The organism is Rhodoblastus acidophilus (assembly GCF_025961575.1).
Taxonomy (GTDB): Bacteria; Pseudomonadota; Alphaproteobacteria; order Rhizobiales; family Beijerinckiaceae; genus Rhodoblastus; species Rhodoblastus acidophilus_C.
In genome coordinates, this window is record NZ_JAOQNX010000008.1 from 76769 (window position 1) to 96414 (window position 19646).

The following is a 19646-nucleotide window of genomic DNA, read 5'->3' on the forward strand; positions in this document are numbered from 1 at the left end:
CGGTCCGGCCTCGAAGCGGCGCAGGCGCTCCCCCCGCAGTTCATCGCTGATTTCCAACGACCGGGATCGCGTCAGATGATCTATTTAAGCCCCAAGCGGCAACGTCATGCATGATCTCCGCGAGCGACTTTGCCGCAGCTCTCATTGTGCTACGCCCTCTCGACGCCGCGCCAAAATGGCTCAAATCCCGCGTTCAGCACACCCGTCAAGAATCCACCTTATTTCCGCGGGGGCTGTCCAAACAAGCGGCGCCTGCTCTCGGCTTCCCGCTCGCTTCGACCGAGTAGAGCCTCGCGGCGCTTGACGCATGGGCAATTTGCTTTGCGCGGGGTTGATCCTTACTCTTAACTGCTGCCCGCCGCCAGGTTCCGACCGTCCGACGATGGCTTGGCTGCAGAGCGCGCGCACGTCCTCCAACTGGACATCGGTCTGACCGATAAATTAAAGGCGAGACGGTGAGGATTGTTGATGTTTGATTTTGCAACACGATTGCTGCGAAAATACCATCCGGCGCCTGCATTCGACCTCGATACCTTGAAGCGCATCCATGCTGATTATCTGGCTTCAGCTGCGGTTCACCCCGACCGTGAAGTTTGGCTCAGAGATATCAATGACTCTGAGTTCGCGCGAGACCTTATCAGCAGGCGTGCCGGAAAGAAGGACGATGATCTTTCATGGACGAACCTTCTATTGAATTTGTTGCAAAATAACCGTTTTGAACCCCATCATGACGACTTCGCGGGCTCTATGCTGGCCGCTGCGGCAGACGCCCTTTTAAGAGCAGGCCGCGCAACCGAAGCGTTGAGCTTCGCCGAACTTGCATTCGCGCACAGCATCTATGACCTTTGGGTTCAACGCGTTTTGACCGCAGTTAGAGCTCACGCTAGGGGAACGCCAGAAATCGTGGATGAAACGGAACAATGGTTGAAGACCAAGTTCTGCTCAGCCCCATTTGACACCGTGGAGACGATTTCCAACTCACAAATGGCGATTTGCTGTCCGCTGTGGCTTCCGGTCAGCATAGGCGGATTTAAGGATAAGAGCATAGAAGAGGCCTTGAACTCCAAATCTGTGCAACTTGTCCGAAAATCAATTGTCGACGGTTCATACCGATATTGCAGCAGGGTGCACTGTGTTCGCATCACAGAACGTGATCTCCCATCCCGTGAAAGTATCAATCTCGCTTCATTAGAAGCCACAGTGTATCCAAAATACGTTACCTTTAGCCATGATCAGAGTTGCAATCTCAGTTGTCCGTCTTGCCGAGGCCATGTGGTGATCGTGCCGAAGTCACAGAGAGACAACTTTATTTCGATTCCCGATTTTCTTTTGCCTCTCATGTTAAATGCTGAGTCCGTCAAAATATGTGGTAGTGGTGACCCGTTCGCATCGTGGCATTTCAGAAGTCTTTTGAAGGCATACTGCAGTCACGTGGGGGCGCATCGGAACATAGTGCTTCATACAAACGGCGTACTTTGCGATCAGCGCTCATGGAGCGCCCTTGGCCTCAGCACGTTCGTCAAAACCGTCATGGTTTCCCTCGATGCAGCCGAGGAAGAAACCTACTCATATACGCGCCGGGGTGGGCAATGGCGCCGTGTGCTGGATAATATTCGGTTTTTGTCGCAACTTAAGATTCGTGGCGCCATCGACACCATCGAGCTCTTGTTTGTTGTTCAGAACAGAAACTTCAGGGAAATGATTGATTTTGTTCATCTCGCCAAGTCTTTAGGGGCGGATAAGGTCTTGTTTCAGGCTATTACAAATTGGGGGACCTATTCTGAAATTGAGTTCGAGGAACATAATATATTTTCTTTAACGCACCCTAACCACCAAGCGCTACTCGAATTGTTGAACGACGAAATTTTCGACGACCCGATTGTTGATCTTTTTAGCGTTGGGAAGTTTCGCAAAAAGTTCTTCAAATGACGTTGAAGCGTCGCTGATATTTTTGAATTTCGCAGTAAACGTTACGTGCCTTGTTGAAGGGCGGCCACGAAAGCCTCGCCTTGGCTTCTGTCCATAGGCGAGGGCGGGCGTCCGTATCTGGTCTGCTCAAAGTATAAGGGCGCTGACCCCGCCGAAGAAAAGCTGCAAGGCCGTCAAGCCAACACCGTGGCGGAGCTGTGCGACAGCTACCTTGAGGCCAGAGAGGCCGGGCGCATTCTGACCCGGCGGCGCATCCCCAAGAAGGCATCGACGCTCGCTGGGCAACCTCGTTCGCTTTGAACTCCTGCCGGGCCATCGCTTCGACACGGTGGGCGTTCCGCCGCTTCTCAAGGGAGTGGCTTTCGACGCGCTGCTTGCCGACAAGGCGTTCGACAGCAACGCGATCATCGCCGACCTCGACAAACGCGGAGCAAAGGCCGTGATTTCCCAGCATCCGCGCCACGCACAGCCACTCCCGATCGACGAGGAGATGTACAAGTGGCGTCACCTCATCGAAAACTTCTTCTGCAAGCTCAAGGAGTTCAAAGGGGTGGCGCATCCAAAGCGCCATGTGCCGACACCCCAGTAAAGAAAATTGTTGGTATATTTTCTGGTATGCCGGAGAGCGGCGTTGCGCAATATACCCCGGTCAGGCGCCAAAGTTTTGCGCCGTGCCTATGCACGGCGCCACCGCCCTCTCAGCCTTCCCCTTCCGTCTTTTCTTTCGGCGCCTTGCCTGACAGCAGCACCGCGACCGCGCGGCTTTCCGGGAAATGTTCGCACAGCGTCAGGCAGGCGATGGCGATGGGCACGCCGATGAACGTGCCCGGAAGCCCCCAAACAAAACCCCAGAAAAACACCGAAAACAGAACCAGGAAGGGCGAAATCGTCAGATTCTTGCCCGCCAGCAGCGGCTCCAGATAGCTGCCGATGAGAAATTGCAGGATCGACAGGGTCGCGAGAACGATCAGCGCCAGCTCCCAGGAGCCGGTTTGCGCCAGGGCGAACAGCGCCGGCAGCGTGGTGGCGATCAGCGGACCGACAAAGGGAATGAAATTCAGGGCGAAGGCGATCACGCCCCAGGCGGCCGCCAGCTCCAGCCCGATCAAAAGCGAAAAGCCCCAGACCGTGAGGCCGGTGAGCAGGCTCGCCCCGGCGCGCACCAGCATGTAGCGCCTGAGCTTGCCGCCGATCTCGGCGCCGGCGGCGATCAGCCTGCTTCCCGTCACCTCACCGCCCACGGTGCGAAGGTTTTTGGCGAAAGCCTCGGCTTCGAGCAGCCCCAAAGCCAGGAAGACGAAGACAAGCAGCGAGAAGCCGACCAGGCTGTTCAGCCGCAAGGCGACCTGTTGCGACAGGCGCAGCACCCAGACGACATTGAACCGCTCCGAGATCAGCGTCGACAGGAAAATGTCGTGTTGCTCCAGCCATTGCGCGCCGGCCGCGTAGACGCTTTGCAGACGGTCGAAATTCCGGGTGAGCCAATGGGCGATCTGCCCTCCCCCCCAGGCGACCAATGAGGTCAAGGTGAAGACGATCACCAGCCCGACCACCACCGTGGCGATCAGCGCCACGGTTTTTGGCGCGCGCGTTTGCAGCGCCTTTTGCATGGGCCAGCTGATGGCGATGAAGAAAAACGCAAAGGCGACGGGCTCGAAAACCGCCGAGGCGAAATAAAGGGCGCCGATGACGATCGTCGCGACGATCAGCGCGGCGGCCAGGCGCAGGAGCGTGGTGGGCACGTCATTCCTCCAAATTTTTGGCGTCACGCCCGCGGGGGCGAAAATGTCTTCTCCACGGGCGCGACCACGCGACGGTCGCGCTCACTGCACGCGAAAACCTTCTTCGATCCGGCCGATCAGGTAGGGAAAGAACGGGTTCGACGCCATGCGCAGCAGCGCGTCCAGGCTGACGATCAGCGTTCCCCGCTCGCCGCGCGGCGCGATCGCGCCGAGGTTGAGGCCGAAATCCTCGCTCTGATCCGGCTGCAATCCGTAGAGCGAATCGGTCAGCGGGAACGGCAGCGCCACATGCGACAGCGAAAACACGCCGGGCGGATAGGCGAGCCCGAGCGCGCGGGTCTGCTCCGTCTCGGCGCCGGCCTCGGTCACGCGCTCGGCGACCTCTCCGCTGTCGGGCGATGTGTTGGTGATGATCGTCGTCCGGAACGCGCGCGGCGGCGGCGGCGGCGGCAGCAGCCGCGACACCGTCGTGTTCGCCGCGATGCGCAGCAATTGGCCGAGTTTCGCGGTGCGGTTCAGGTCAAACAGCACGAGTTCGCTGCCGTTGGCCGGCAGGCGCGCGTAAAAATTGGTGATGATCGCGCGCGTCGACACAGTAAAATCCATGATCGACTGGAAGGTGAGAACCGGCGCCAGCGCGTCGAGCCGCTTTTCGTCGGCGAGCCGCGCGACCTGCTCCTGCAGCACCTGGGTGACGAGATGCGACTGGCGCGCGCCATTCACCGGAAACGAATTGTACTTGAACGGATTGAACTCGGGCACGACGCCAAGCCAGGCCGCCTTGGCGAAGGCCGGAAACACGGCCGGTAGCGCCGCCCATCCGGCGAAGCGCGCAAACTGGGTGATGCCGATCATCGGCGAAATCAGAACGAGCCGATCCGGTCGCGCCAGTTTTGAATCCTCGATGGCGTCGAGCGCATATTTGAGCCCGAGCGCGCCGCCGTTGGAAAAGCCGACGATATGCAGCGGCAGAGGCGCGGCGACGCGTCGCCGGGCTTCGCGCACCGCGAGCCGAGTTGCCGCGCTCCAGTCCTCCCAGGAGACATCGGTCAAGGCGCCAGGCACCGTGCCATGCGCCGGCAGCCGAATCGCGATGACGAAATAGCCGTGGTCGCGATAGACGCGGGCGACATGGCGCAGGCTGTAGGGCGAATCCGTCAGGCCGTGCAGGAGCACCACGGCGCCCAAGGGCGTTCCCTGTGGCTCCAGCGTGTAAGAGCGGTTCCAATCCTGCTTGAAATGCCCGGGATAGACGGGGCTGTCCTTGAAATAGCGATTGATCGGGATCTGTTCGTCGGCGGGCAGTTCGTCCGTGACGTTTTTCCGAACCTCGGAAAAGGCTTCGTCTTCCGCCTTGAGATAAGCCGCCCAATCCGCGCGGTCGAGGTCCTTGGCCTTGAGCTCATGCGGCGCAAAGGTGTGCCAGAGTTCGAGCGGCGGACCGCGCTGGCTGTCGTAAATGCGCACGCCGAGCAAGACGAAGGCGACGACGACGAGCAGCAGACCCGCGCGCTTCAACAACCGGATGAACCGGCCTGGCGTCTTCCTGGTCTCCATGTCAGGCTCCACCGGCAGGGGCGCTGTTTGTCCTCGAGCGAGCTTGCTTCATCAACGCGCCTTCCTTCCTGCGTTCCCGATGTCGCGCCCAGCATAAGCCGCGTTCCCCGGCAAACTCAACCGCCCTACGAAGGGCTGACGGGAATGCGGGGTTTACGGATTGTCGCATTGGTGTAGAACGTCAAAGCTACCGGTCAGACTATGGCCGGGCCCGGCTCCGGGTCCGAAAAATCGTTTTCGATCAGAATGCCTGTTCCTCGTTTGTTGACACGGAGCCCGCATGGCGAACAAGCCGAGTCCCGACGCCCAGGGATCGCGCGAAACAATTCTGGTCGATCTGGCGCTTCAAGGCGGCGGCTCTCACGGCGCTTTCACCTGGGGTGTGCTCGACCGTCTGCTCGAAGAACCCTGGATCAAGATCGAAGCGATCTCCGGGACCTCGGCGGGGGCGATGAACGCCGCCATTCTCGTCAGCGGCTATTTGAAGGGCGGCGCGGCCGGCGCCCGCGCGGCGCTTGACGCCTATTGGGCGCGCGTCGCCGACGCCGCGCGCTACAGCCCGATCCAGCGTTCGATGCTCGACCGGATGCTGAACCGCTGGTCGCTCGACGCCTCGCCCGGCTATCTGATGATGGACCTGATGAGCCGGGTGGTCTCGCCCTACAACATCAACCCGTTCGGCCATAATCCGCTGCGCGCGATGCTCGAGGACAGCATCGATTTCGCCCATCTCGCCGAGGCGAGCATAAAACTGTTCATCACCGCGACCAATGTCCATACCGGGCGCGGCCGCGTGTTCCGCAACAGGGAGATCACGCCGGAGGTGCTGCTCGCCTCGGCCTGCCTCCCCACTTTGTTCCAGGCGATCGAGATCGACGGCGAGCCCTATTGGGACGGCGGCTACGCCGGCAATCCGACGATCACGCCGCTGGTGCGCGAGAGCGAGGCCCGCGACGTCATTCTGGTGCAGATCAATCCGCGCGAGCGTCGAACCACGCCGCGCAGCGCGGCCGAAATCCTTGACCGGCTCAACGAGATTTCCTTCAACGCCCCGCTGATGAAGGAGCTGCGCATGATCGCGCTGCTGCGGCAGGCGGCCGATCCCGGCGCCGGCGAGGGCCGCCGCTGGGCGGAGATGCGCATGCATCGCATTCTCACCGACAGACTCGCGGAGTTCGGCGCCTCGTCCAAGCTCAATGCGGAGAAACCGTTTTTGCAGCTGCTCAAGGATGAGGGCCGCCGGGCGGCCGACGGATTCTTGCGGGATCACGGCGACGACCTCGGCCACAGGTCATCCGCCGATCTCGATATTCTCGCGCAGGAGTGCTGACGATGAAACATCTCGTCGCGCCCCCGGGCTGGTTGTGACGCGCGCATATTTTCAACGAAACGAAGGCGGCGGACCGCCTCCCATGCTGCAGGAGACGCAAATGAGATTATTGGTTCTTGGATTTGTGCTGGCGGCCGCCCTACCCTCCGCGGGCCTGGCGCAGACCACGTCCCCGGGCGAAAAACATTTCGATCCCAAGGGCGCGCCGCCCTCGACCTTCACGATCGAGCTGCGCAAAGGCGTTTACGCCACCCTGCCTTTCGAGGACCAACGCGATTTCGAGGAGGCCAAGAGAGGTTTTATCGCCGAGCCGCCCTATAAAAAGATCATGGCGGACGCCGGCAATGTCGCCTGGGACATGGGCAGCTACCAATGGCTGCTGCAAGGCAAGGATTTTGAAAGCATCCATCCCTCGCTGCAGCGGCAGGCCGTGCTCAACATGGCTTACGGCCTCTACGAAGTCGTCCCCGAAAAAGTCTATCAGGTGCGCGGCTTCGACCTCGCCAACATCACCTTCATCAAGGGGGACACGGGCTGGATCGTCTTCGATCCGCTCACGGCGAAAGAAACCGCGCGCGCCGCGCTCGAACTCGTCAACGAAAAACTCGGCAAGCGCCCCGTGCTCGGCGTGGTCTATTCGCATTCGCATGTCGATCATTTCGGCGGCGTGCGCGGCGTCATTGACGAGGCCGACGCCGCCAGCGGCAAGGTCAAGGTGATCGCGCCTGAAGGCTTCATGCAGGCGGCGATCGAGGAAAACGTTTTTAGCGGCAACGCCATGTCGCGGCGCACCCAATATTCCTACGCCGTGCTGCTGCCGCGCGATCCGAACGGCCATGCCGACCAGTCGATCGGCAAGAACGTGGCCAACGGCAATGTCGGCCTGATCGCGCCCAATGTCCTGATCAAGAAGGATTTTGAGGACATCACCGTCGACGGCGTGCAGATGGTGTTCCAGAACACGCCGGACACCGAAGCCCCCGTCGAAATGAACACCTGGTTCCCGCAGTTCAAGGGGTTTTGGGCGGCCGAGAACATCACCGGCACCATCCACAACATCTACACGCCGCGCGGCGCCCCGGTGCGCAACGCGCTCAACTGGTCCAAGCAGATCAACACCGCCCTCTACAAGTTCGGCCAGTCCGCCGACGTGATGTTCGCCTCCCACAGCTGGCCGCGCTGGGGCAATGCGCGCATCCAGGAGGTGATGCGCACCCAGCGCGACACCTACGCCAACCTCAACAACCAGACCCTGCACTTCGCCAATCAGGGCGTCACCATCAACGAGATCCAGAACGTCTACAAGCTGCCGCCGAGCCTTTGGAAACAATGGGCGGCGCACAGCTATCACGGCTCGGAAATGCACAACAGCCGCGGCGTCATCAACCGCTTCCTCGGCTATTGGGACGGCAACCCGACCAATATCGCGCCGCTGTCGCCGCGCGATTCCGCGCCGCTCTATGTCGAGATGATGGGCGGCTCGGACAAGATTCTGGCCAAGGGCAAGGAGCTCAACGACGCCGGCAAATATCGCGAGGCCATGGAAATCCTCAACAAGCTGGTGTTCGCGCAGCCAAGCAACCAGGCGGCGAAGGATCTGCTGGCGATCTCCTTCGAGCAATTGGGCTACCAGATGGAGAGCCCGACCCTGCGCAACATCTATCTCCAGGGCGCCTATGAGCTGCGCAACGGCCTGCCCACCGGCCCGGCCGTGCGTTCGAGCGCGCCCGACGTGATCCGGGCCATGTCGACGGAAAACTGGCTCGACTTCATCGGCATCAGCATCGACCCGAAAAAGGCCGAAGGCATCCGGTTCACCATCAACCTGTTCACGCCCGACAATGGCGAGAAATACATCATCGAGATGAGCAATGCGACGCTGACCAACATCAAGGGCGAGCAGGCGGAGAAGCCGGACCTCACCGTGACGGTTAACCGCGCCGACCTCAATCAGGTGATGATGGGCGCCGCGACCTTCGACGATCTCGTCAAGGCCCATAAGGCGACGTTTTCGGGCGATCGCAAGCCCTTCGACCAGCTCCGCGGCCTGATCGTCGCTTTCAGGCCGAATTTTGAAATCATGCCGGGCACGGCGGCCAAGGCCGCGAGCGCGCCCGCGGAGAAACCGGCGGACCCGTTCACGCTGCCCGACATGGCGCCGCCGGATTCGGCTGGCGACTGACGCTTTATCGAAAGCCCTGAACCTGGAATTTTTTGGAAGGAAAGCGCAATGACAAACATATTTACTCCTGACGTCTCGGGGCCGCTCGCCCCGCTGCGCGCCAAGCGCGGCTGGATCATCGCCTTGGGCGTGGTCTATCTGATCTCGGGTCTCGTGGCGCTCGGCAGCGTCGTGGCGGCGACCGCGGCGAGCGTGCTCGTGGTCGGCATCATGATGGTCGTCGCCGGCGTGTTCGAGGTGATCAACGCCTTTCAGGTCAAGACCTGGGGGCGTTTCTTCCTCTGGCTGCTGCTCGGCATTCTCTACATCGCCGCCGGCATTCTGGCCTGGGACAATCCGGCCCTCACCGCCGTCTGGCTCACCCTGTTCCTCGGCGCCGCGCTGGTCGCGTCCGGCATCACCCGCATTGTCCTGGCCTTCGGCATGAAGCACGGGTCGCCCTGGATCATGGTGGCGGTCTCCGGCCTCGTCACCCTGCTGCTCGGCGTGATCATCCTGGCGAAATGGCCGGTTTCGGCGGTCTACACGCTGGGCATTTTCCTCGGCGTCGACCTTGTCTTCGCCGGCGCGAGCTGGATCGGCCTTGGCGTCTCCCTCAAGAAGCCGCAGGCCTGACCTCCCCGCCGCTCGCCCGCTCAAGGCATGACGGGCGAGCGGCGCCTGTATTTTGACGCGGCGCGCGTGGTCGTCGCCATCCGGGCGCCCATGACGCCGCCTCCGCGCTCGACATCGTTCCCGTCTTCAAGCCCGAGATTGTGTTTCTCGACATCGGCATGCCGGGCATGGCGGATGCGAGACCGCCCGGCGCCTCAGAGCGCTTCCCGAGGGCGAGGGCGTCCATCTCGTCGCCTTGACGGGAGGGGGATCAGGATCACCGCCGCACCCGCGAGGCCGTCGACACGCATCTGGTCAAGCCCGTGGACGTCGACCAGGCGCAGGCCATCCTGACGCAACAGCGACAAACGGGCGTCTGACCACGGTCAAGGCCAGATTTGGCGCGCGCCTTGCGTGAATGGTCTCGGGAAAGCGCGACGCGCTCATTCCTGGGACACGTTCCTGCGAGGTTGAGACGAAATGCTCAAGCCGAACGTTAAAACGAACAGCTTTTTTCCGATTGTGGGACAGCGCGGCCCGCTCGCGGGAAGCCGCGGCCCGCTTATGGAAAGCCGCGGCCCACTTATGGAAAGCCGCGGCCCACTTATGGAAAGCCGCGGCGCTTGGCGGAGCGTCGGAAAAAGTCGCCTGCGCGTGAGCAGCAAGGCGGTGCTGGGCGCCTTCCCCGCCCTGCTCGCCACGCTCGACGCGTTCGTGATCGTCAACGCGGCCGTCCTCACATCCAGCCTCTATCATGGGTTTCGCAACGACCCGAGCGAGGCGGTCGGCGGCGAGGTGACTCTCGCGCTTCTGATCGTCGCCCTTTATGTCGGGCAAAACCTGTTGCATGGCGTCTACCGCTTTCGCGACGTCTTGAGCGAAAAATTCAATTTTCCCGCGCTGCTCAGACGCTGGATCTACGCCTTCTTCATCGCCTCCGTGCTCGCCTTCGTCACGCGGAGCGGCGGCGAGATGTCGCGCGTGGCGACGCTTCTGTTTTTCGGCGTGGGCGCGGCGAGCCTGCTGGCGACGAGCCGCCTCGCCGCGCACGGGACGCGCGAATTGCTGCGCAATGGCGCGGTGTCCCTGAACCGGGTCTTCCTCGTCGGCTATGAAGAGGAAATCAAATCCTTCACCGAGCGCTACAAACCGTGGTCTCTCGGCATGGAGATCGTCACCGCCGCCGTTCTGCGCAACCAGGAAACCATCGCGGAGGATTTGCAGCTGGCGACGGCGACGGCGCGCATTTTCCAGCCTGACGACGTCTTCATTCTGCTGCCATGGCATGAGGTCGAGGCCATCGAGGCCTGCGTCGAAACCTTTTTGGGCTTGCCGACCTCGGTCCATCTGGGGCCGGACCGCATTCTCGAACGATTCAACGGCGCCACTCTCGACAAGGTCGGGCCGATCTCCAGCATTCGCCTGGTCCGCAGCCCGCTCAACGGCGTCGAGCTCATGATGAAGCGGGCTTTCGATCTGGTCGCCGCGGGCTGCGGCCTCGCCCTGCTGGCGCCGCTGTTCGCGCTCGTCGCGCTCGCCATCAAGCTCGAAAGTCCGGGGCCGGTGTTCTTCCGGCAAAGGCGCTACGGCTTCAATCAGCAGCCGTTCAGCATCTTCAAGTTCCGCTCCATGACCTGGCTGAAAGAGGGCGCGGACCTTCGCCAGGCGACCCGGAACGACGCGCGCGTCACCCGCGTGGGCCGTTTCATCCGGCGCACCAACATCGACGAATTGCCGCAGCTCATCAATGTCCTGCTCGGACAGATGTCGCTGGTCGGGCCGCGCCCGCACATTATGGCGCATGACCAGATGCTCGGCCGCGTCGTCAGCCAAGCCGCCCGGCGTCACAATGTGAAGCCCGGCATCACCGGCTGGGCGCAGGCGCACGGTTTTCGCGGCGAACTCGACAGCGGCGAAAAGCTGCGGGGCCGCATCGAACACGATCTCTACTACATCGACCACTGGTCGCTGTGGCTCGACATCAGAATCCTGTTCCTGACCCTGTTCTCACGCCAGGCCTATCGCAACGCCTATTGAGCGGGGTCGGGCGCGATCATGTTTTCGGCCAGCTCCTCGCGCGACAGGAAAGGCGCCATGTCCTCGAGCGGCGCCGAGACCATGCGGCCATCCTCGAGCTTTCGCGACGACAGCTTTGGCGAGAAGGGCTGCTTGGGGTCGAGCATGATCTCGCAGATTTGCGGCCCCTCCCCGTCCAGCGTGGCGCGGATCGCGGCGTCGAGGTCTTGGTGCGCGCCGCAGCGGCGGGCCTCGATGCCGAACGCCGCGGCGACGCGCAAAAAGTCCGGGAACGTCACACCGTTCGTTGGGCCGCAGCCGTAAATATTGTCGGAAAAGAAGGCGCGCTGGGTCTGGATGATGGAATGATAGCCGTCGTTCGACAGGACAAAAATCTTGATCGGCAGGTTCTGGCCGACAATGGTCTGCAGCTCCTGCAAGTTCATCATGATGCTGCCGTCGCCGGCGAGGCAGACGATGCGCCCGCCGGTGGCGTAATGGGCGCCGATCGCGGCCGGCAGGTCGTAGCCCATCGAGGCGCTGCCGGAATTGGAGAACAGCCGCTGCCCCGCTTTTATGCGCGCGGCCTGGAATGTGACCACGCAGGCCGTGGCGTTGGCGGTGACCACGACATCGTCGGATTCGAGCCGCTCGAACAGGTCGCGGGCGAAAACATAGGGGTTTACGGGCGCTTCGCTCTCCCGGTACGCCGGCAGCACCGTCGGATAGCGTTTGACGCGGGCGCGACACCAGTCGAGCCAGGCCGCATTGGCCGGCGAGGGCTCGTACGCATCGAGTTCGGCCAGCATCGCCTCGAAGAAATCCGCGAGGTCGGCATGGATGGGCGCGTCGATTTTTAGGGTCGGCTTGGCGAGTTCGGCCTTGTCGATATCCACCATCGCCTTGAAGGCCGAGCGGGCGAAGGCCGACCAGTTGTAGCTGATCTGGCGAATGTTGAGCCGGCAGCCGAGAACCAGCAGGACGTCGGAATTTTGAACCGCGAAATTGCCGGCGCGGTCGCCGACGGTTCCGGGACGGCCGGCGTAGCAGGGGTGATCGTCGGCGACGAGGTCATGCGCATTGAACGCAGTGGCGACCGGAACGCCCAAACGCTCGATCACGCGCACAAAATTGTCGTAGGCGCCTGAGGCGCGCACACCGGTCCCCGGCATCAGCACGGGACGCTCGGACGCCCGCAGTTTTTCGATCACTTCGCGAGCAACGGCCCTTAGCGCGTCGCCCTTGAGCGCCCCCTGCTCCACCGCGGGGACATCAGCCTCGCGAGGCTCAAAGCCGCGCAGAAAACTTTCGTCGACTTGCGCCCCCTGCACATCCACGGGCACGTCGATCCAGACCGGGCCAGGGCGGCCGTTCCCCGCCAGCCAGAGCGCCTTTTCGACCTCGTAGCGCACATCGTCAGGGTTTTGCAGGCAGACCGCGTATTTGACGACGGGGCGCGCCATGGCGACGATATCGACCTCCTGGTCGCCGAGCTGGCGCAGCGGCAGATCGAAATTCGCCATCAGCGTCTCGCGCTTGACCTGTCCGGAGACGACGATCATGCCCACGGAATCGGTATAGGCGCCAAAAACCCCGTTGAGGGCGTTGATGCCGCCGGGGCCGGTGGTGACATTGACCAGCGCGAGTTTTCCGCTCACCCGCGCGTAACCCTCCGCGGCCATGGCGCAAGCCTGCTCATGGTGGAAGCAGACGGAGGTCAAGCCGGGGTGGCGCGTAAAACCGTCGTTGAGGTGCATGGCGCCGCCGCCGGTCACCAGGAAGGCGTGGGTGACGCCGCCCTCGACCAGACGGGCGGCGATATAGTCCGCCACACGGATCATGGAATGAAACTCCCGGTCAGCCGCGGGCCGCCAGCTTCAGCTGCGGTTGCGGCGCGTCGGCGGGCAGTCCGCGCGTCGCGATCATGGCCCGCAGCGCATCGTCGCCGGACCGCGCGCCGTCGACATTGTTGAAGCGCACGACGCCGTCCGCCGCGACGGGGGCGCGCAGGACGTCGCCATGGGCGAGTTCGCGACAGGACATCTGGCCCTGCTGCAGCGGGATGGCGAGATAGACGTCGCCCGGGCCGATGACATGGCCCGCCGGAAGGTCGCGCTTGGCGTAAACGCCGCGCGCCAAAGCGTCGAGATAGGCGATTTCGCGCTGCGGCGGCGTACGCTTCACCTTCCCGGAACCGCCGCACATTTCCTTGGCCTTGTTGAACGCCTTGAACCAGACGTCGACCTGGTGCGGCAGCGAGCAATAGGCGGAGACCGGGACGTTCTCATAGTCGATGTCGACGTGGCGCTCGAAGGTGCGCGCGCCCTTGGCGTAGGCCATCAGCAGCGACGCCTGCCAGTCGTGATATTCGTGGCTGGAAAAGCCGATCTCGTTGTCGGGATAACGGTTGATCAGGAAATCGATCTGGTTGAGTTCGAGATCGGCGTCCTCGCTCGGATAGAGCGAGACGCAGTGATTGATGGCGAGCGGAATGTCGCGGGCGTTGAAATAGGCGACGATGGCGTCGATTTCCGCCAGCGAGGCGCCGCCGGTGGAAATGATCACGGGTTTTTTCGTCGCAGCGATTTTCCCGATGAGATGCCAGTCCTTGATGTCGGAACTGGCGATCTTGATGATCTCCACGCCATATTCGACGCACTTTTCCACGGAGCGCTCGTCGAACGGCGTCGCCATCGCCACCATGTCGTGGTCGCGCACGGCTTGGGTCAGCCAGCGGTAGCTCTCCCAGGGCATATGGGTGTCGAGCGTCTTCTTGACGTAGCGGATGTCGGCGCGGTCGCGGAAATCCTTGTGAATGAAACTGTCGACATCACGGAATTGCAGCTTCATGGCGGCGCGCACGCCATTGGCTCGGACGACGCGACCGTAATCCTGAACGATCTTCAATCCGCGCTCGAGCTTGCCCCAGTGATTCGAGGCGAGTTCAAGAACGAAGAGATCGGTGAAAATTGCGTCGCGCACGCAGGGCCTCCCTTGAAAACACATGTACTGAACACGTCGCCCGGCGCGCCGATCTGCGGCCTTCGTCAAGCATTTGGGGCGTGCGCCCAACCGTCTCCGTCGACGAACCTTTTCAGCTTTAGGTTAAGAATTCCCTTTCGACGCTGCCCCTGCGTCAAAGCTTGCGCAAGGACGGTGAACGCTCCCTTCCTCCCTTCCATGCGCGGCGTAACCCTGCATTTACCGTGGATGCCCCAAGGTCTTGGCTCGTCGCCGGCGGCGTTCGCGGCGGCGCGGAAAGGAAGCCGATGAAAACCCTGAGCCTCGTGACGCCCTGTTACAACGAGGAGGCGGGCATCGCGGAATGCTACGAAGCCTGCCGAAACATCATGAGCGAACTGCCGGGCTACGCCTATGAGCACGTCTTCATTGACAATTGCTCTGGGGACCGCACGGTGGCGATCCTCAAGGAAATCGCGGCCAGGGACAAGCGGGTCAAGATCATCGTCAACGCCCGCAATTTTGGCCACGCGCGTTCGCCGCACCACGCGATGTTGCAGGTCGACGGCGACGCCGTCATTCCCGTCCTCGCCGACCTGCAAACGCCGCCCGCGCTCATCCCGGAAATGGTGCGCGCGTGGGAGGAGGGTTATAAAGTCGTCGTCGCGGTCCGCGAGAACGCCGGCGCCGGCTCGCCGCCGGTCGCACTGGCGCGAAAACTGTTCTACAGCCTGATCCGCAAGATTTCGAACGTCGAACAAATCCCCAATTACATCGGCTATGGCCTCTACGACCGTCGCGTGATGGATGTCATGCGCACGCTTTACGAACCCGACCCGTATTTTCGCGGCCTGGTCCCCGAAATCGGCTTCGAGCGCAAGGTGGTCGCCTATCACCAGCCCGAGCGCAAGCATGGGACGTCGCGGCACAGTATCTTTGACCTCGTCGACTACGCCCTGACCGGAATCACCACATTTTCGAAGGCGCCGATGCGGCTGATGACCGTCGTCGGTTTCGTCGCGGCCTGCCTCAGCTTCGCCTTCGGCTTTCTCTACCTCATCGCCAAATTGCTGTTCTGGAGCAGCATCCCCTTCGGCGTCGCGCCGATCCTGATCGCCGTGTTCATGCTCGGCTCGATCCAGCTTCTGGCGCTGGGCCTGCTCGGCGAATATGTCGGCGTGCTCCTGCAATATGCGCGGCGCTTCCCGCTGGTGGTCGAGAAGGAGCGGGTGAATTTCGATTGAAGGTGGTCAGTCGAGCAGTTCCGAGATCGGAATGATCCGGGCGACGCGCGCGCCGAACCGCTGCTCGATCTCGGCGCGGATCGGCGCCTCGAACTCCAGCGAATTGATCAATACCGTCCAGTCCGACCCCGCCCCCAACGCCTCCGGCCCGCGAACCGGCGCGCCCAATCGAAGGCTGGCCTGCTTGCCTTCGTCCTTGTCGATGAAAAAGGCGATGCGCGCGGGGTCGAAATAATGGGCCAGCATTTCCTCGACCATGCGGCCGGCGCCCCAGACCACGACCTTGTCCACGCCGGCGAGCTTCGGGTGATCCGACAGAATTGACGGATCGGCGCGCAAAGGCGCGGGTCGGCGGGCGAGGACGCGCAGGGAATCGGAATAGCGCTCATCGAGCCGCGCGCCGGTTTCCGCGACACGGGTTTCCAGGCCGTGCCGCGCCAGCAGGCGCGTCAGCGAGGAAACGCCGAAGAAATGGATGTGCGAACGGTTGTCGTCGAAGGGCAGGCGCGCATGGCCGCCGCGATGCGGCACCTCAAGAAACAGCGCGGCCTCGGGCTTCATCACCCGCAACATGGCGGCGATCACGTCCGAGGGCGAATCGAGATGTTCGAGGCAATGGGAGGACAGGACGAGGTCGTAACTCGCCGCCTCGACCTCGCCCGACGCGAGCAGGTCTTCGACGGGCTTGGCGAAGACGCGGTCCATGCGCGTCGCGGCTATGTCGCGGGCCGGGGAGAACTCGACGCCGTGATAGGCGGAAAAGGTCTTGCGACGCCGCAACGCCTCCGCGAGGTCGCCCGCGGCGCAGCCGATTTCCAGCGCGCGCGCGCCGTCGGCGATGTGGGGCGCGACAAAGCCGGCCTGCGCGGCGAGGCGCTCCGGCGTGCGTCCCGCGCCGCCCATGGCGAAGCCCTTGTAGTCGAATGGCTCGACATCGATGCGCTGCGAATGATGGCACGACGGACAAAAGGTCCGCCGCAAGCCGCCGATGGTGAAAATCTCCGGTTCGGGAAGGCCGCAGACGGCGCAGACCACGGGCAACTCATACATGAGGCTCTCCTGGGGCGCGCCGCCGCCGGTAGACTTCGGGGTCGAGATCGTCGAGATTGTCCGGTGAGGTGTGGAGATACGTGCAGTTCTTGCAGGCCGGATGCGATCCCGCCCGCCGTTCGAGCTGCATCATCTGGAATTCGCGGAGCGGTTCGCCGCGCCAGATTTCCGCCAGCGTCCGCGCGCGCAGGTCGCCGACAACGGCTTCCTTCGCCCAGTCGACACAGCAGACGCTGACGCGCAGGTCCGAATGCACGACAAGCGAGTAGAAGGGGAAAGGGCAGACCTGCTTGCGCTGACTAAAAAAGGACGAGTCCAGCCGCTGTTGCCGCGAGATGAGCGAGAGGTCGCCCTCATCGGGATCGTTCCAGTTCATCGCCGGCTCGATCGTCACCTCGTCGCCGATGTCGCGGAATGTCGACAGGAACTGGCTGTTCTCCTCGGGCGAACCGGAATCGATCATCTTCACGTAAACAAACGTGGCAGCGCCCATTTCGTCGCGCCATTGGCGGAACCGGGCGACATTCTCCACCACGCGATCCAGCGCAATCTTGCCCTGGGTCGTCCGGGCGTAGGACTCAGGCGTGCCGCCGTAGATGGAAACGCGCAGGTAATCGAGACCGGCCGCGAGGATTCGCCGCGACACGTCCTCCTTGAGCAAGGTGCCATTGCTGGTGATGGTGATGCGTTCGGCGATGTCCTTCCGCCTGGCGATCCGCACGAATTCAGGCAATTCGCGATTCACGAAGGGTTCGCCCAGCATGTAGAGGTTCAGCGACTTGATCCGCCCCAACTCCCTGACCTGGTCCGCCAGCAGGTCGAAGGCCCGCGCGTCCATGCGGTGGAGCCCCCCGCTTCTCTCCTCGAAATTGTCGAAGGATTCAGGGCAGTAAACGCAGCGGAAGTTGCAGATGTTGGTCGGCTCGACGAAGAGCGTCAGCGGCGCCGGCAGGGGCGCCGCCTCGCTCAGCGATTGGCGCGGCGCCTGGCGAAGCTCGCTGTAGCGGAGCGGTTGAGAAGCGGCGTGTTCGGTCACGTGGCGCGGGTCCTCTCGATGGGTTTCGAGGCGAAGACGAAAGAACGGTTGAGCGCGTAGGAGATGAGCACCGCGCCCGGCAGGAGCAGCAACCCCGCCAGCCCCGCGTCGACGCCCGCCGCCTGGAAGATTGTCAGGCCCGCGGCGTTGTAGAGATAGACGATCACGTAGACGCCAAAGAAGGGGAGAAGACGCCGCCGCTCGGTGTTGCGAAAGACAAGGCCGCCCGTCGTCATGAAGTTGAACAGGATGGCGAGAATGGTCGAAAACGTCAGCGCGAACATCGGCGCGCCGCTCAACCGCAGCACCGTGTAAAATAGCCCGAAGCCAAAGAGCGTGTTGAAGCCGCCCACCACCAGGAAGCGCAGAAAACGCACATCAAGACAGCGCTTCGCCGCCAGCAGGGCGCGGGACATCAGGCCCATCATCGCGGCCCCGGTTGCGCGGCGGCCGTCGTCTCCGCCGACGTGAACACGGGATGATCCGGCCAGCACCAATTCGTCCCCACGGTTTCGAACACGGCATCGGCGGGCGGCGCAATCAACAGCCACGCGGGCGCGCGACGGATCGAGTCGATGTAATTGGTCGGCAGGCCCGCGGGACTGAGCTGCCGGCTGGCGGTGACGAGGTTGCAGGCGCTCGCCGTCCATTTCGGTTCAAGCAGCGCGATGCCGAAGGCGATCAAAGCCTTGGCGGCGCCGATGACGATGATGAGGACGCCGATAACGCGCGCAAGCTTCTGTTCCGGCTTCAACTCCAGGAAGACGGCGCTGAACAAGAAGGCGACCACGAACAGCGGCGCGGTGGCGCCGCGCATGGTGAAGTCATTGCTCGGCCCGAAGCTGTAGAGCGGCAAAAGCGCGAGCATGAGCGCGGCGATGACGAGCAGCGGCTTCCAGTCGTCGCGAATCTTCGGCCAGAGCGCGGCGAGAAAGACCACATGGACAAGCTCGACCAGCACGAACAGGGCATAGGTCGGCCAGAAATCGGCGTTCTCGAGCGGCGACCCATGCCGGATCGCGCCCGCGCCCGCGACGAGATAGAGGGCCACGGGGACAAAGCAGGCGCCGAAAGCGGCGCCGACGGCGAGGCGCGCCCAGGCGACGGCCTTGCGATCCCGCCATGCGAGATAAAGCATGAAAGGCGCGGCGAGCAAGGGGGCGAGCGGCGACCACAGCAGCAGCGCGGCGAAAACACCGCCGAGCGTGGCGAGATCGATCTCGCGCCGCGCCGCGAACAGAGCAAGGACAGCAAAGAACCAGCCGCAAATGGCGTGGTTGGGCACGAAGCAAATCTGGGTGAAATGGTCCGTGTATTGAAAATAGGAGGCCCACCAGTTCACATCGCGGGCGGGCAAGGCCCAGGCGCCCGTCCGCATAGCGTCGAGGACCATGCCTCCCATCCAGGGCAGGATGTCGAACCCGCCGTAGAGGACCAGCAGATAGGCCATCGCGCGGCCCGAACTCATGGCGCCCGCGAGATAGAAGATCAGGGCGAACATCAGCGCGTTCTGGGTCAGCATCGCCAGATGCGCGGCGTGGAGGCCGAGCCCCTGCCCGATCAGGCCGGGGATCATGTACATGCCGAGCGGCGCGCGCAGATAGAAGGCGTCGCCGTCGATCCTGTAGAACACCGGCCAACCGTGCCGGACGATGTCGGCGAGCACGGCGTCGCGCGTCAGCCAGTCGTCGGTGGTGAAGAAGAAATGGCCTTCGCCGCCGAGCACGACGACGACGAAACCGAGCGCGAGACAAGCGAGCAGCAAGCCGCCGTTCACCGGCGCGTCGAGCGCGCCGCCATCCACGCGACCCCGGGCGGAAAACAGCAGCGCGGTGACGCCGGCGCAGCCAAGCAGCACGATGATGGCTGCGGGTAGCGCCAATCCCGCCGCCCAGACGGCGTTGCCGGCGACAAACACCAGTGCGCCCGCGTTGAGCAAAGTGCGATTGGAGAGGCTCAAGGTTTTCGCGCGCGCCGACGCGGCGGGAAGAGCGGCCTCGGTCAC

At 62.9% G+C, this 19646-nt stretch carries 14 protein-coding genes and 1 pseudogene; 7 read left to right on the forward strand and 8 right to left on the reverse strand.

Features of this window, described 5'->3' with window-relative positions:
- Positions 1-468: 468 nt before the first annotated feature.
- Together M2320_RS07560 and M2320_RS07565 are read left to right on the forward strand one after the other, a co-directional pair.
- Positions 469-1929, forward strand: coding sequence for a radical SAM protein (locus M2320_RS07560; RefSeq protein WP_264596745.1), 1461 nt, complete (start codon positions 469-471; stop codon positions 1927-1929).
- 274 nt (positions 1930-2203) lie between these two features.
- Positions 2204-2485: pseudogene (locus tag M2320_RS07565) on the forward strand (IS5/IS1182 family transposase); the annotation flags it as partial.
- Positions 2486-2627: 142 nt separating this feature from the next.
- On the opposite strand, the gene M2320_RS07570 reads toward M2320_RS07565, so the two are convergent.
- Together M2320_RS07570 and M2320_RS07575 are read right to left on the reverse strand one after the other, a co-directional pair.
- Positions 2628-3671, reverse strand: a complete 1044-nt coding sequence (locus tag M2320_RS07570; RefSeq protein WP_264596746.1) for an AI-2E family transporter — start codon at positions 3669-3671, stop codon at positions 2628-2630.
- 81 nt (positions 3672-3752) lie between these two features.
- Entirely contained in the window at positions 3753-5228 is a 1476-nt protein-coding gene (locus tag M2320_RS07575; protein WP_264596747.1) for an alpha/beta hydrolase, read from the reverse strand.
- Between the two features lie 280 nt (positions 5229-5508).
- On the opposite strand from M2320_RS07575, the gene M2320_RS07580 reads away from it, so the two are divergent.
- From M2320_RS07580 to M2320_RS07595, 4 genes are all read left to right on the forward strand, one after another.
- Positions 5509-6558 carry a patatin-like phospholipase family protein gene (locus M2320_RS07580; protein ID WP_264596748.1) on the forward strand — a complete coding sequence of 350 codons (1050 nt, stop codon included), beginning with the start codon at positions 5509-5511 and terminating at the stop codon, positions 6556-6558.
- Between the two features lie 100 nt (positions 6559-6658).
- Positions 6659-8740 carry an alkyl/aryl-sulfatase gene (locus tag M2320_RS07585; RefSeq protein ID WP_264596749.1) on the forward strand — a complete coding sequence of 694 codons (2082 nt, stop codon included), beginning with the start codon at positions 6659-6661 and terminating at the stop codon, positions 8738-8740.
- 48 nt (positions 8741-8788) lie between these two features.
- Entirely contained in the window at positions 8789-9355 is a 567-nt protein-coding gene (locus M2320_RS07590) for an HdeD family acid-resistance protein (RefSeq protein ID WP_264596750.1), read from the forward strand.
- A gap of 633 nt (positions 9356-9988) precedes the next feature.
- Positions 9989-11371: an exopolysaccharide biosynthesis polyprenyl glycosylphosphotransferase gene (locus tag M2320_RS07595; RefSeq protein ID WP_264596751.1), complete on the forward strand. Its 1383-nt coding sequence runs from the start codon at positions 9989-9991 to the stop codon at positions 11369-11371.
- On the opposite strand, the gene M2320_RS07600 is transcribed toward M2320_RS07595, so the two are convergent.
- Positions 11365-13191, reverse strand: a complete 1827-nt coding sequence (locus tag M2320_RS07600) for a thiamine pyrophosphate-binding protein (protein ID WP_264596752.1) — start codon at positions 13189-13191, stop codon at positions 11365-11367. The two genes, M2320_RS07595 and M2320_RS07600, sit on opposite strands and share 7 nt — an antisense overlap.
- Positions 13192-13207: 16 nt before the next feature.
- Complete coding sequence (locus M2320_RS07605) at positions 13208-14332, reverse strand: N-acetylneuraminate synthase family protein (protein ID WP_264596753.1); 1125 nt, start codon at positions 14330-14332, stop codon at positions 13208-13210.
- 287 nt (positions 14333-14619) lie between these two features.
- On the opposite strand from M2320_RS07605, the gene M2320_RS07610 reads away from it, so the two are divergent.
- The gene (locus M2320_RS07610; RefSeq protein ID WP_264596754.1) at positions 14620-15555 is read left to right on the forward strand and encodes a glycosyltransferase family 2 protein; all 936 of its coding nucleotides are present in this window, start codon (positions 14620-14622) and stop codon (positions 15553-15555) included.
- 6 nt (positions 15556-15561) lie between these two features.
- On the opposite strand, the gene M2320_RS07615 is transcribed toward M2320_RS07610, so the two are convergent.
- From M2320_RS07615 to M2320_RS07630, 4 genes are read right to left on the reverse strand one after another with little or no spacing between them, the layout of a single operon-like run.
- Complete coding sequence (locus tag M2320_RS07615; protein ID WP_264596755.1) at positions 15562-16605, reverse strand: class I SAM-dependent methyltransferase; 1044 nt, start codon at positions 16603-16605, stop codon at positions 15562-15564.
- Positions 16598-17641 (reverse strand): radical SAM/SPASM domain-containing protein, encoded by a 1044-nt coding sequence (locus M2320_RS07620; RefSeq protein ID WP_264596756.1) that lies wholly within the window; start codon positions 17639-17641, stop codon positions 16598-16600. The genes M2320_RS07615 and M2320_RS07620 overlap by 8 nt, the downstream gene beginning before the upstream one ends.
- Positions 17638-18135 carry a GtrA family protein gene (locus M2320_RS07625; protein ID WP_264596815.1) on the reverse strand — a complete coding sequence of 166 codons (498 nt, stop codon included), beginning with the start codon at positions 18133-18135 and terminating at the stop codon, positions 17638-17640. The genes M2320_RS07620 and M2320_RS07625 overlap by 4 nt, the downstream gene beginning before the upstream one ends.
- Positions 18066-19646: a hypothetical protein gene (locus tag M2320_RS07630; protein ID WP_264596757.1), complete on the reverse strand. Its 1581-nt coding sequence runs from the start codon at positions 19644-19646 to the stop codon at positions 18066-18068. The genes M2320_RS07625 and M2320_RS07630 overlap by 70 nt, the downstream gene beginning before the upstream one ends.

What these genes read in the sequence shown, in the direction of transcription:
- M2320_RS07560 (WP_264596745.1), top strand. Translation starts at nt 469, where the DNA reads ATGTTTGATTTTGCAACACGATTGCTGCGAAAATACCATCCGGCGCCT.
- M2320_RS07575 (WP_264596747.1), bottom strand. Translation starts at nt 5,228, where the DNA reads ATGGAGACCAGGAAGACGCCAGGCCGGTTCATCCGGTTGTTGAAGCGC.
- M2320_RS07580 (WP_264596748.1), top strand. Translation starts at nt 5,509, where the DNA reads ATGGCGAACAAGCCGAGTCCCGACGCCCAGGGATCGCGCGAAACAATT.
- M2320_RS07585 (WP_264596749.1), top strand. Translation starts at nt 6,659, where the DNA reads ATGAGATTATTGGTTCTTGGATTTGTGCTGGCGGCCGCCCTACCCTCC.
- M2320_RS07590 (WP_264596750.1), top strand. Translation starts at nt 8,789, where the DNA reads ATGACAAACATATTTACTCCTGACGTCTCGGGGCCGCTCGCCCCGCTG.
- M2320_RS07600 (WP_264596752.1), bottom strand. Translation starts at nt 13,191, where the DNA reads ATGATCCGTGTGGCGGACTATATCGCCGCCCGTCTGGTCGAGGGCGGC.
- M2320_RS07610 (WP_264596754.1), top strand. Translation starts at nt 14,620, where the DNA reads ATGAAAACCCTGAGCCTCGTGACGCCCTGTTACAACGAGGAGGCGGGC.
- M2320_RS07615 (WP_264596755.1), bottom strand. Translation starts at nt 16,605, where the DNA reads ATGTATGAGTTGCCCGTGGTCTGCGCCGTCTGCGGCCTTCCCGAACCG.